Here is a 13,870-nt window from a genome sequence, read left to right on the forward strand (position 1 = left end):
TCCTTCGTCACATGTCGAAAATCGTCTCAAGCTATACGACCCTGGCGGCAACATTTATTATTAAACAAGCTCTTAATGAGTTGATATATTATAGATGCCTAAGATGGAGGAGGTGTCAGATAAATGGTTGAATATTATCGTGACACTTCCTCCATCATTGGCTTAATGAAGTATCGTTCAGTTAACTACAACCTTAAAGTTGTCGAACAGTTTACGGTTGGATTTGTACTTGCTGTTGCCGGCACGCACGTCCCAGCCTTCGCCGGTCTCCATGGTGAGATTGTCGGCGTCGCATGCAATAAATACAATACGTGTCTGAGCGGTCATACCCTCGACTTTCATGCTGAACATGCTTTCTGGACTCTTCCATACCTCGAGACCGGTCGGGTCGGTGTCTACGTCGAAATAGCCATCTTTGCCGATATAGAATCGCGCTGTTTCGGTCAGGTCGATATCGTGTACACCGGCTTTATCGGCCGGAGTATTACCGGAGCTTTCGTACGGAATGGTGCACTCTCCGGTCATAATCTCGGCAAGACTTTTGCCGTTTGCGTTTACTGCTGTGATACGTCCAGGTCCGAGAATGGATACCCAGAATTCATTTCCTGCTTCCTTGGCATTCTTGGCTGAGGTAAATCCGGCCATGCTCCAGCTTACTGTGGCGTTTATTTCACCTTCAATCGAAGTAATTGCCGGCGAGCAGATGTTTCCGGCGCATTTGTTGGATGTTCCGAAGAGGATATAATTGTGGCGGGAGTATGTGTATGGGCCTGCTGATTTGCTCTTTGTACCTCTAACGGCAGTCCAACCCGGATTGGCCGACTTAACAGGATCTATCCACTTGTCGATACGAAGCATCTGGTCGCCCCAGCATACTACGGCGCCGAGATTGGGTTCGTCGCAGAAGTCGGCGGTAGTGTTCATTGGTGTAAAGCACCATCCGAAGTCATCGAAGAATATTGCATCGAGCTGAGTTATGTTTATCGGAGTGGTTATCTCGGCGTTTTCGTCAATGCCACGTATTATGACTGTAGCTGTGCGTTCCGCACCGGTGAGGTTTGGCTCGTCGGTACCTATGGTGAGTTTGTCTTCATTGCGCTCAACCTTCAGCCATGTGGCATTAGGGTCGGCAACAACTTCCCACTCATAGTTGGCAGTCACAACCACTTCGTTGAAACTTCCGCTCTGCTGTAGCATTATGTTGTCGGCAGTGAGAGTAAGAACGGGCCCGGAAGGATCCTGCGACAATACGAGATGACGTTCCATCTCAGAGCCGTTTATTATTACACGGAACTCTGCCGATCTGACCTGAGCCATCGGATTGCTTACAGCATAGAAACGGAGTATGCCTTCACCGTTTCCTTCGAGTGGGTAGATTTTCATCCATTCAGGCATTTCTCCATCGACAGGAACTATTTTCCACGGGCAATTTGAACGAACTATATAGTGGTCGCCGGCACCGAATGCCCATTTGTCCTGGGCGAGTCCTTTGACGTCCATATGTACTACACCGTCTTCTGCTCCTTCGACATAGAAGTATGGTTCGCCTGCGATGGCTTCGTCATCTTCTTTACAGGATGTGACACTTACTGCCATGCCGGCTATTATTGCCGATATGGCCAGCATGGCCGGAAATCTGAATATATGATTGATTTTCATATTGTATGTTCTGTAGCGATTATGGATTTATTTTTGCTGGCGCACAGCAGTAAATGTACCGTTGATTGCCTTGTAGCTCCACCATACAGATGTGCGGAGATTGTTTTCACCACCCATTCGGTCAAGGGCTATCTTTACATTTGTGCTGTTGGAGCCTACTGTGTTGGTCGGGTAGTAAAGTCGCTGAGGATACTCAAAGTTGTTGTAGCTGCATCCGTTGCCTATAGTAATTACCGGATATCCGGTACGGCGCAGTTCGTGATAGGCCTCAAAGCCAATCCAGAACAAAGATATGAATTTCTGATTGGCGATGAGCATTGCATGGTCGGAATTTTCGTCCCATCCGGCAAGTTTGCCGGCAAGCAGAGCCGCGATACGTTCGTCGGTAATCTGATATTTTTCCGAACTGTATTGTGTGAGTTCGGCCCATTTCCTGCAACTTGCAGTCACAGCATTCTCATAGTGTGAGCGCGCTGTGCTTTCGCCTCCGGAGATGTATCCTTTCAGAGCGGCTTCGGCAAGAATGAACTGTACCTCTGAGTAGTCGAGAATCCATGCAGGAGCGGCGTCGCGCACGAGTACGGCGTAGTTGGGGTAGCTTGCGCCGTCATCCTCAAGACGCGCGTCGGATATCGCACATCCGCCCTGTACTCCCTTCCAGTCGCCGGCTCTCTGTATGGCCATGGTGGTGAGTCGCGGGTCTTCCTCTGAGTCACGACCGGTAAGCAGCATGAGGTTAATCATTGTTTTTGCAATCTTATTGGCCTTTACCTGTGTTTCGGTAGTGTTGCTCGGACGGAAATTGTTGAAATAGGGGTCGATACCGGTGTATTTCACTGTAGCGCTCTCGGTTGCGGAGGAGATTATGGGGTACTTGTTGGAGTTGGACACAATCTCGGCGATTTTTGTATCGGCTCCCATTTCAGAGCGTCCGCTCACGCGCATAAGCAGTCGGAGATACAGCGAATTGTTGAATTTCTGCCACATGGTCATGTCTCCGCCATACATAAGGTCGATTGTCGGCTTGGCAAACACAGGCGATTTAGCATAGAGATTGTTGGCAGTCTCAAGGTCGGCGAACATCTGCTCATATACGTCCTTCTGCGAGTCGAATACCGGAGTCCAGTTGTCCTGGTCGTGCTGGAAAGCCTCGCGGTATGGCACGTCGCCAAACAGGTCGGTGAGATTTGACATGATGAGGACTTTCAATGTCAGACCTACGGCCTGTGCTGCCGGCTCATTCTTGGTAATACCAAGCTGCACCATGTGGTCGGCGTTGGCTGCATAGCGTGCATAGTTTGACCAGATGGTGGATACGTTGTTGTTGTTGATGCTGTAGCGGTGTATGTCGTTGCCGTTGGAGCCTGTGCATGCGGTGTACTGTACAAGCTCGTTGTTGTACTGGCGAGTGAAGGCAAGCGAGCGGTTGACATATCCGTAGAACATGGCCTCGAACACACCGTAGGGGTTGAGCATGCCCATCGGGGTCTCGTTGGGGTCGGTATTTATGCTTTCAAAGCTGTCGGAGCATGACACCGCCGAGGTGGCAAGTAGCGATGCTGTAAGAATACCGATTGTATATTTTTTGATTTTCATGTCGATAGGGTAGGATTAGAATGATAGTTTGATATTGAAGCCGTAGGTGCGTGTCATCGGGAGCGCACCCATTTCAAGGCCGTTTACAATATTTGTACCGTTCATTGTGCCGGCAGCCTCCGGGTCGAACTGAGGCCAATCGGTGATGCAGAAGATATTGGTTGCATACACACCAATGGCAGCTCCTTGCACAACACGTAGCTTACGGCATATCTTGCGGGGGAGCGAGTAGTCGAGACGAGCTTCGCCAAGTTTGAAGAAGTCGGTTTTAAATGTATGCTCCTCGGCATTGTTGCGGATATATTTTGCCTTCTGGTAATAGTCGATTACCGACGATACGGGAAGGGTATTAGGGGTGTAGGTTATCGAGCCGTCGGCATTTTCGGTGGCGACTACGCCCTCTACTGTCAGACCCTCATAGCGGCCTTCGAGCGAGTTGGTGAGTTTTCCCATGTAGGAGAGTACGGCATTTGTATGAGAGAATGCATGGCCGCCCATCTGGGCCGAGAATGTGAGTCCGAGAGTGAAGTCGCGGTAGCGGAATGAATGTGTCATACCTCCGCGCCATGTGGGATTGACTTTTGCGATGCGGGTGTCGGCGGCATCGTCAAGGAGGGGTATGCCGTTGGAGGCATCGATAATCTTCATGCCTGAGCAGTCGACTACATTGCCGTTGGCGTCGGTATAGGTAGCTCCCTGAGGTGCACGTTTATATCCTTTTCCATAGATCCATCCCATCTCTTCTCCTACGTAGGAACGTATGGATGCATAGCTGCCGCCGGCACCGTCGTTCTGGATGAACGCTGCCGAGGGGTCCCAGTCTTTGTCGAGCGATACGAGTTTGTTCCAGTTGCGGCTCCAGTTTACGTCAAACGACCATGTGAAGTTGCGGGTCTGTACTGGAATTACATGCACCGAGAGTTCTATACCGCGGTTGCGGATTTCGCCGGCGTTCATCTTACGGGCCGACACTCCGGTAATCATATCGGCTACAGCGCTTACAATCTGGTTGGTGGTAGATGAGTTGTAGAAGGCGACATCGACCCCGAAGCGGTTGTGGAAGAACATTGACTCGATACCGAGCTCCCAGCTCTCTACGTTCTCGGGCTTGATGAAGTAGTTGGCAGCTGTAGTTGGCAGAAGCGAGCTTGAGGGGTAGGACGATGATGAAGAATAGGTGTCGGTGAGTGTATAGGGATTTGTGTCGTTACCCACGTTGGCCCATGACCCGCGTATCTTGAGCATGTCAATCCAGGGAGCGGAATCATGGAGATTGAGGGCGTTGTCGAGGAGCACACTGGCCGATACCGAAGGGTAGAAGAACGACCAGTTGCCGCGGCCGAGAGCCGATGACCAGTCGTTGCGTGCGGTGATGTCGAGGTAATATGTATTGTCCCAGCTAAGGTTGACAAATCCGTAGAATGAATTGACTACCTTGTGGCTGCGCCAGTTGTAGGGACGGGCAAACTCGCCGTCGGGAAGGTTGGAGGAATTGTAGATGCCTTCCTCTCCGAGATTTTTCAGTGTGATAGAGCTGCGAAACACACGGCGTATCATCGAGTTGCCTCCGAATGCGGCGTTGAGACCGAGGCGCTTGTTGACAAGTTTATTGTTTACGTAGCGGAACATGAAGTCGAGGTTGGTCTCGATGTCGCGGTTATTCTGTTCGCGGTAGAACCCACGGTCGTAGTCGGGCGAGCGGAAAGGTTTCTTCTGCTGGCGCCAGTCGACACTGAGGTCGGTGCCTGCACGTAGATCGAGGGTGAGGCCTTTGACTGGGAAGTCGATGTTGAGGGCTACGTTGCCGTAGACGCGGTCTTTGTTGATGGCGTTGGTTGCCTCATACATCTGGCGGTAGGGGTTGACCGGCTTGGAGTTACCCATACTTGCCACCATGGCCTTGCCATCGTAGCGGTCGCCCGAGTAGTTTTCGAGTGTACACATGCCACCGAAGTATTCGTCGCGGTACTGCTTTGGGCTGATGTTGGTGTTACCCCATATGAGCATGTAGAACGGGCTCTGATTACTGTAGCCCTGCACCGGGAGGTTGTCTGACGATTTGTGGAGGTAGTTGACACGGGCCTGGAGCTTCATCCACTTGTTCATCTTGGTGTTGAGCGACACGGATACAGTCTGGTTCTTATAGCCTGTGTTGGGAAGAATCCAGTCGTTGCGGGTATCTGTCACGGAGAGGCGAGCCGATGTGCCCTTGCCGTTGTTGGAGCTTACGGTGATGTTGTTACGGTAGGTCACACCTGTCTCCATAAATCCTGTGAACCAGTCGTCGGCGTAGACAAACGGGGTGAGTGTCCACTCTCCGGTAACGGGGTTGTATGAGTTGTACTGGCTGCGCAGCTTGTCGGCGCTGTATGCCTCGCCGTAGCTCATGCGGGAACCGTTGGCTTTAGCGGGAAAGCCTTCAGGTACATCCATATTCTTGAATCGCCAGAATGCATAGGGCGCGAATCCTCCGTCGGCTCCCGGGCCGTAGACACCCTGAAATTCGGGATAGTATCCTGCTTTTTCCCATGTTATCGACGAGTTGAGTGTCACACCGATACCTTTCTCAGCCTTACCGGCTTTGGTGGTGATGACGATGGCGCCGTTGGCTGCTCTCGAACCATACAGGGCGGTAGCGGCCGGACCTTTCAACACTGTCACCGACTCGACATCCTCGGGGTTGATTTCAGAGGCGCCGTTGCCGAAGTCGATGGGCGCATCGGAGTTGGAGAATGACGCACCACTGCCTGTACCGGCATCGCCGGAGGTAATAGGCACACCGTCGACTACGAAAAGAGCTTCGTTGGCTCCGTAATTAAGCGACTGTTCGCCACGGAGCACAACGCGCATTGAGCCAAGGGGGCCTGAACCTGCGCTGGTCATAGAAAGACCTGCCACCTTACCGTTCATGGAGTTGAGCCAGTTGCCGGATACGGTGTTGTTGAGGTCTTCGCTTGACACTTTTGACACGGCATAGCCGAGTGATTTCTGTTCGCGGCTGATACCGAGAGCTGTAACCACGACATCGTTTAGTTTGACTCCAGACTGGTCAAGCGTGATGCTGACCGAAGTGCCCGGGGCGGCTTTTATCTCTTTGGGCTCGCAACCTACGTAACGGGCCACTAAAGTAGGGTGCTTGCCTGATACAGAAAGGGAGAAATTGCCATCGATATCGGTCGATGTACCGTTGTTGGTACCTTTCTGCATCACTGTGGCTCCGATTATAGGCTCTCCGCTGTCGTCGACAACACGTCCGGTAACAGTCTTTTTGTTGGCCTTTGGTGTCTTGGCATTTCCGTCTTTGGAAGTCTTGGCCGGTGTGAGCATTATTGTAGTACCTTTTACCTCAACATCGGCGCCAGGCAGTATTTCCGCGAGAATCTCGTCGATAGGCCTGTCGGTAGCGTGGAGTGTGACACGCTTTGAGGTAGGTAGGCCTGCTCCGTCGCTGTAGGCGAATGTATAATTACATTTCGACTCAATGTCGTGAAGCAGTTGTTTTACGGTAATGTCGTTAGCATCGATGCTTACCCTTGGTAGTGCGGCGGCTACCGATAGAGGCGACGAGGCCGACATAGCAATAATTGATGCCGCAATCAAGGCTTTTGCACGAATTTGTGAAAGCCTTCGCGTAATGCCGCAGAATTTGTAGTTTGCAGTCATGTCTAAGGGTTGGTATATTTGAATAGAAGGTTTTGTATTGGCTTATCGTAAAAACCGTTGGAGGTATCAGTCAGCGTTTGCCGAGGCAAGAGTAAGACTGTTTCCATCGGCAGTTATTTTTACCGGGATTATATGTTCGATAATCGATATGACTTCGTCGAGCGACTGTGAGCTGCTGAGGGTGATTGACATGCGTGTATCGACTCTGGTTGAGTCGTTTATAGATATGTCAAGACCATAGCGGCGTGACAGTAGAATCAGAATATCTCCAAGCGGCTCGTTGTCGAATATTGTCACAGGCTCAATCCAACGGCAATATGCTTTGGCATTGGCCGGTGCTACAACAGCCTGCCGTGAAACCCTGTCAAGGGTGACTTTTTGGTTGGGGCGCATTATAAGCGGCTCCGGCAGCATCTGACTTTCCAATTCTACTTTTCCCGACAGCAGTATTACTTCTTCAGTTCCGGAGTAGGGATAGGAACGCGCGCTGAACGATGTGCCGAGGACTTTTATATCCATTGACTCCATTTCTACAATAAATGGACGGCGTGGATTGCGTGTCACTTCAAAGTAGGCTTCTCCGTCGATTGACACACGTCGCTCGGATGAGTCGTCGAAGTCGCTGCAGTAGGTGAGTGTTGAGCCGCCGTTGAGCCACAGGCGAGTGCCGTCGGGTAGTGTATATTTACCTATCGAGCCTTCTGCGGCAAGCAATACAGTGTCGGATGAATGGCGGGCCATCATGTTTCCGAGGATGAATGAACCTATAGATAGAATCACGCACACCGAGGCCGCAATAAACAGCCATTTTGTAAACGATGTTTTTTCATTGTAGGGCCTTATGGGTTCTTCTGATGATGGAGCATCCGCTATGTCGGGTTCTTCAGGAAGCTGTATCGCAGGATGTGATGATGACAAGGCTGACGCCATGCGGTCTGAATCGATGTCGCGCAATATTCGTTGTAGTCCTTTGGCGATATCCGGGTCTATGGAAGTGCGTCCGTTGTCCTTGGCCATATTGTCCCAAACGGAAAACATAGCACCTGTAGTCGCGGCCTCTCCGCCGTGTTCTATGAGCCATTGTTGTATGGCTTTCAGCAGATCGGCCGGAATGTCGGACGTGGAAGTAAGATAATCGATAATTTCCTGATGTTCGTTCATATTGCGAGTCAATCGGTTATTTCATTAATGCATGAAATGCTTTGGGGCGCTCTACGGTTTCGGTGTAGATATGCCCCCACGGGTCGGTCACCGTGACTGTGACCGGTGTGTCGGGCGCAGATGCTGTTGTCTTGAAAAAGTGGACGGAGGGGTTTGATTTGGAGTGGGCGTTGCGCTCTCCGCTGTTGAGCTGCGCGATTTCATAGGAGAGTATGTGTAGCGGATCGCTGGCCTCAACCTGCTTGACCTTTAGCGGCAATCCGTTTTCAGTGGCTTCGACCTTCCATCCGGGTCCGTAGGCAAATACATTGATGAGCAACTCGTTGCGCTTATTGCGCTTGTTGTAGCCATGGGCACATTTGGCCACCTTTGACTTTGCAGCCTTGTTGCTGACCAATTTGGCGTTGATGAACACTGTGTTGAGGTCGTAGACACGCATCTGGTAGTCGGCAGGATAGCCTGCTGACTTATATCGGTAGGACATGTCGGTGCTGTCGACCGTCCACACTCCGTAGCCGCCTACACATCCGTCGGCTGCAAGATGATTGCCTGCCAGACTTTTTGTGCGCCACATAGTTGCGCATACAGCCGGATATACCCACTCGGCCATGCCTTTGAGGCGGGGACTCTCTACATTATAGGCGCGATGGTGGTGGCCTGTGAATACCTTTATATTATTGTAGGGGCGGAGTATCTCTTCGATTTCCTCAACGTTGCGCAGACTGTTGGTCACTGTCATGGTGCCGTCGCCGTTGAGCACCGGAGCCGAGTAGAATGGGACGTGTGAGCATATCACTATAGGCACCGTTGTGTCGGGCAGTGTGGCGAGGTCGGCCTTGAGCCACCGTAGCTGGTCGGCATCAAGACGCCGGCGGTATTCGCGGTCGCCCATCTCGGATGGTGTGGCGTTGGCATTGACATACACTATATCGTCGAGCACGATATAGTGCACCCTCCCGAGGTTGAAGGAATAATATGTCGGGCCGAAGTTACGGAGGAATATGTCGGTTGAGTTGGCATCGCCCGATACGTAGGGGTTATAGTCGTGGTTGCCGATAACGCTGAACACCGGGCAGTCGAGGCGGTCAAACTCACGTGCTACGTCGGGCAGTCCGAACGCATACTCGACCCAGTGTTTCTCCCATCCGGCATCGCCGAGCGAGATGCTGTAGACGTGTCTGCCCTGCGTGCGGTATTGTGCTACTGTAGAATTAAAGTCGGGGATGATAAGTGAACGGAACTGATCTACATCGCCGGTGGGGCGCCCGGTGAGATGTTGGTCGGTGTGAACGAGCAGTACGTAACTGTCGGGGTTATCCAACGGTGTCAGAATGAAGTCATGTCGCTCGGCTACTTTCTTTGGTTCGGTCAGCAATGCGAAAAACTGAGGGCGTGAGCCGGATATCGGTGGCTCATATCCTCGGGGGATGCTTACCCATACAGCACCTTTTGATTTGTCGGAATTCATGCTGTAGTATCCGGTTGAATCAGTCGGCACTATGTTTTTTCCGTCGGAAACGATTGCTCCGGCAATGGGATTGCCCTCTATGTCGGCTACGACACCGGTTATATTCGGTGTGTCAATCATATTTACTCCGGAATTATTTTCCCGAGCCGCATGATTGATGCCGTATGCTTTTGCGGAGCTAAGTATAAGGAATACAAAGATATTGAAAAATATCAGTGTCCGCTGTATGATGATGGGCATATGATTCATTGCAAGAAATATAATAGCATTTGAATAGAAGACAATTCACCATAATGATACGCTAAGATATTTTTACTAAAAAAATGATAATAAGTAGCTGTTCTAAATTATTTTATATTAACCGGTCTGATTATTTCGATGGTTCTTCGGCAAAATTTTTGAATCTTTTCCTCTCGTCATCAGTCATGTAGCTCGCTACACTCCTTCTGTATCAAGTAAAATCTTGTAAAAATTTCAATCGAATAAACATTAAAATAAATTCGACCAGTTACTTAATGCTGATTGTGGCGTTAGGGATTGGGTATCAAAGCCGGAGGCTGATATTATAGCAGAGATGACAGAATCAAGGAGTTTGCATGGTCGATTACAGATGTGTCGAGAGATGACAGATAAATCTGTGTAGTTGCTTCGGAGTCGTGACCCATTCCCTGGCTTATTATACTGATAGGGATTCCATTGACTTTTGCTGCCGAGGCCCAGCTGTGGCGGGCAACATATAGTGTGAGCGGAGTTGAGATATCAAGCATTACTGCAATCTGCTTTAGCCGTCGGTTTATAGTATAGCTTTGATTGCGGTAGGCTTTACGTTTGTCTGTCACAGATGGTGGTATGATGGGTAGCAGATATTCCGATGTATTGCCAGGATATCGGTTGAGGATTGTTTTCATTTCCGGAGTGCATGCTATTGTGAGCCGTTGTCCGGTTTTGTGGCGACGGTATGTTATCCGGTTGTTGTGCAGATCGGTTTTACGTAGAAAGGCCATGTCGATAAAGCTCATTCCGCGCAGATAGAAACTGAGCATGAATATATCGCGCGCATATGCCAGCGCTGGGGTACGTGATAGTTCGAGATTGCGCATTTGCCGGATTTTTGATATCGGTAGAGCTCTCTTTACGGTTTTGTCAATTCCGGTATATACATGGCGGAATGGCTTTCGCTGTTCGGCAAGACCGGCTTCTACGGCACGGTTGTATAGTGCCCTGAGTATGCGCATATAGAATGATATTGAGTTGGGCACGAGTCCCGAGGCTCGAAGATAAGTCTGATATGCCTCGATGGTATCCGTATCGAGTTCGTCGAGCATTATATCGCGGCCATCTCTGAATTTATGGAAACTTCGTAGTGCAGCGGTGTATGTCTCTGAAGTGCGTATTCTTCCGTTATTTACCAGGCGGTTGATAGTGGCGTTCATGAAGTTGAACAGTGAACTTTCGGTAGTAGTCTGTTGGAATCTCGCGGTGATGTCATCGGTGTCAAACGTAATGCTCCGGTCGTACAGTATTTTGATTATTCTGTCCAAAAGTCTGATATCCCGGTTTATGTTTCTGGTAATCTCTGATATATCCGATGATTCTGAGTCAATGTCGGAGACAGGCATGCTTCGACGTTGGTTCCACTGTGCAGGGTAAAGTTGGTAGGATGTTGTGATAAAGCGTGTTTTACTTCCGTGGGAAATCTGGTAAATGACGGTTCCTTTGTTTCCAGGCACAGACGGCTCACGGAATTTTACTTTTACAGTTGCCATAAATGTACTTGATTTAAAATTAGCTGGGAAGGGGAGCATAATAGGTGTCAATGCTTCCATCTTCGAAGTTACGGCAAAATCAAGATATTGAGAATGGCAGCCATGTGCGCTCAACTATTTCCTACATCTTTAGGAGCGATGAGCCGGTGTCGGAATTGTTGAGTGAGCGACGGACGCTGCGGAATATCGAGCCGAAGTCGGCCGAATAGCTTACCGACAGTGTCACCATATTGGCGTTATGTCTGATGTAGCGGTCAGTGGTATAGGGATTTACCGGTGAATAGTTCCACGATGGATACTGAGAGCCTTTCTTGCTGAACATATACATCCAGGATATGTCGAAATCCCAGTGTTTATCGGGCTTATAGCCGAGAGACAGTGAATTGCCGTTTTCATCCTTACTCTCTCGATATCCAATCAGGAATTTTCCCGGGAATTTCTGCCAGAATGATATTGTAAACGGCCCTTTGTTCCACCACAGACTTACACTTCCGTCAAGACTTGTGAGACTGCGGCTATATCCATCCATGGAATTTGCATAATGCGTGATTGATGCATATGCGCGTGCGCCGAAACCATATATATCGCTGAGTTTCATATTAAGTGAGCCCTTGTACATGTGTCGGGAGCGCACATTTACAGGATGAGACAGGAAGAGCTTGTCGCCGAGATATTCCATATCTGATATCGCGCAGTTGTTGATATTGGCCATCGACAGGTTGAGCGACATCGTCAGTTTATCATGCTGATAAGAGGTCTGTACGCGGTAGCCGAACGTCTCCGATACTTTCAGAGATGGATTTCCATTAGAAACGAGATAGGGCGACGTCTGCTGCGGATAGTCGGTCAGATCGGCAAGCGACGGGATATCCGGTGTAAATATAAATGATGCCACCAGATTCCACTTTTGCGAGATATTCCAAGAAGCACGTGCTGTAGTGATATTTCTGATGAAATGGCGCCGGTTCATATCGTTTTTAACCCAGAACAGTTTGGCGCCGGTCGATGCAGTAAGATACACATTGCCTATACGCTGACCGAAGTCGGCATACACATAGTTGTTGTTCTCGGTAAGCACAGGCTTATAGTCGGTATGCAGATACTGATTGGTTGAATGTGACAGGGTGTTCTGCACACCTGCTGACAGAGAGGTATTGTCGCCAAAGGTATGGGTGTAGCTTACTTCAGTGATAAGCGAGCGGCGCCTGTTGTCGGCATCCATTATGTATTCGCGCTCATCATCTCCGTTATAGATAAAATGATTGTAGCGTCTGTAGTCGCTTGAGCTCAGAGTGCCTACCACCTGGGCCTCAAGAGAATTGCTCTCATTGAAGTCGCGACGTAAAAACAGGTCGAGCGACGGTGCAAAATCCCGGCTTGTCGACCGGCTGAATTTATCGCATGCTCCAAGCAACGAATCGTCGGCATATCCAAGCAGGCGGTTCTTCGAGGTCATAGGCGTAGCCGAAAAGGTGACTGCCAGAGTGGTACTCTCAGAGGGACTGTAGGTATACTTTGTCTGTAACTGATTGTAAAAATAGTTGAATGGATTTCTATCATGCGACTTTATGTTGACCCTGAAATTGTCTCCGATGTAGGCTTCATCGCTATTATCGTATACTTGCTGATAGTTGCGCCACGATGGAGTCCATGACAATGAAAACTGCGACGGTCCCTGATGATATGACGCTTCTACCGACCCGTCGACAAATGCCGTGGCCACTGCACTGCGTGCCCAGAGATATAGCTGTCCGCCGTCGTTGCGCTTCCGCAGTGTGATATTTATCAGTCCGTTCACTCCACGGTCGGCATATCTGGCCGGTGTGATGCGTGAGTATTCTATCTTCTCGATATCTTTTGGTTGCAGAGAGTTGATATCGGTCATAGATGACGGAACGCCATTGATAAGAATCATGGGTGCGGCGCCGTCGACCTTTATCGTTCGGTTTATAGGGTCGGCTTCAAGTCCGCCGAGAGGCAATTTCTGAAACAGTCCGACTGTAGTGGATGAGGCTTTTATATCGGATGCCGATGGAAATACTACAGTACGTCCGCGAGCGTCAATCATTGCCTGTCCTGTGACAGTGACTTCGTCAAGAACCAACCCTTCCGACAGATATAAATTACCGAGATTGATATTGTCCGCACCGTTGTCTATTATGATAGTGGCTCCGTTATATCCTGTCATTCCTATTTCAAGGGTCACCGGGGAGGATGCATCGGTATCGAATGAGAAATCCCCCGATGTATCGGCTACTTTGCCTGATATAAACTTATTGTCGGAAAGCAGCCGGCATGTAGCTCCGACCACAGCTGTGGAATCGTTTTCAGAAAGCACCTTGCCGCATATGGTTCTGGCCGAAACTTTACTCGTGGCAACAAGCGCAAATATCATAGCGACGAGTATTCTAAGATGGTGGTTCATGTGGAAAATCTGTTGATGTGTGGCACGAAGTTAATAATAATTGCCAAGAAAACAATCCCTTATGAGGAAGAAATTACCCCCCCCCAGTATGCAGTAAATCAGTATCTTACGGCGCGGGGTGAGAAATTGCGT

Annotated in this window: 7 protein-coding genes; all 7 read right to left on the bottom strand. The window is 49.8% G+C overall.

Annotated features, from left to right (window positions below; genetic code table 11):
* Nucleotides 1-177: 177 nt before the first annotated feature.
* Nucleotides 178-1,659, bottom strand: coding sequence for a BACON domain-containing protein (locus K2I50_RS03475; RefSeq protein WP_301024853.1), 1,482 nt, complete (start codon nt 1,657-1,659; stop codon nt 178-180).
* Nucleotides 1,660-1,686: 27 nt separating this feature from the next.
* Nucleotides 1,687-3,255, bottom strand: a complete 1,569-nt coding sequence (locus tag K2I50_RS03480; protein WP_301024854.1) for a SusD/RagB family nutrient-binding outer membrane lipoprotein — start codon at nt 3,253-3,255, stop codon at nt 1,687-1,689.
* Nucleotides 3,256-3,270: 15 nt separating this feature from the next.
* Entirely contained in the window at nt 3,271-6,918 is a 3,648-nt protein-coding gene (locus tag K2I50_RS03485) for a SusC/RagA family TonB-linked outer membrane protein (protein WP_301024855.1), read from the bottom strand.
* Nucleotides 6,919-6,984: 66 nt separating this feature from the next.
* Complete coding sequence (locus tag K2I50_RS03490) at nt 6,985-8,079, bottom strand: FecR family protein (protein WP_301024856.1); 1,095 nt, start codon at nt 8,077-8,079, stop codon at nt 6,985-6,987.
* A 16-nt stretch (nt 8,080-8,095) separates the two neighbouring features.
* Nucleotides 8,096-9,667, bottom strand: a complete 1,572-nt coding sequence (locus K2I50_RS03495; RefSeq protein ID WP_301024857.1) for a calcineurin-like phosphoesterase C-terminal domain-containing protein — start codon at nt 9,665-9,667, stop codon at nt 8,096-8,098.
* Nucleotides 9,668-10,110: 443 nt separating this feature from the next.
* The gene (locus K2I50_RS03500; protein WP_301024858.1) at nt 10,111-11,313 is read right to left on the bottom strand and encodes a tyrosine-type recombinase/integrase; all 1,203 of its coding nucleotides are present in this window, start codon (nt 11,311-11,313) and stop codon (nt 10,111-10,113) included.
* Between the two features lie 121 nt (nt 11,314-11,434).
* Nucleotides 11,435-13,738 carry an outer membrane beta-barrel protein gene (locus K2I50_RS03505; RefSeq protein ID WP_301024859.1) on the bottom strand — a complete coding sequence of 768 codons (2,304 nt, stop codon included), beginning with the start codon at nt 13,736-13,738 and terminating at the stop codon, nt 11,435-11,437.
* Nucleotides 13,739-13,870: the final 132 nt, after the last annotated feature.

It is taken from the genome of Muribaculum sp. (assembly GCF_029051885.1).
Classification (GTDB): Bacteria; Bacteroidota; Bacteroidia; order Bacteroidales; family Muribaculaceae; genus Muribaculum.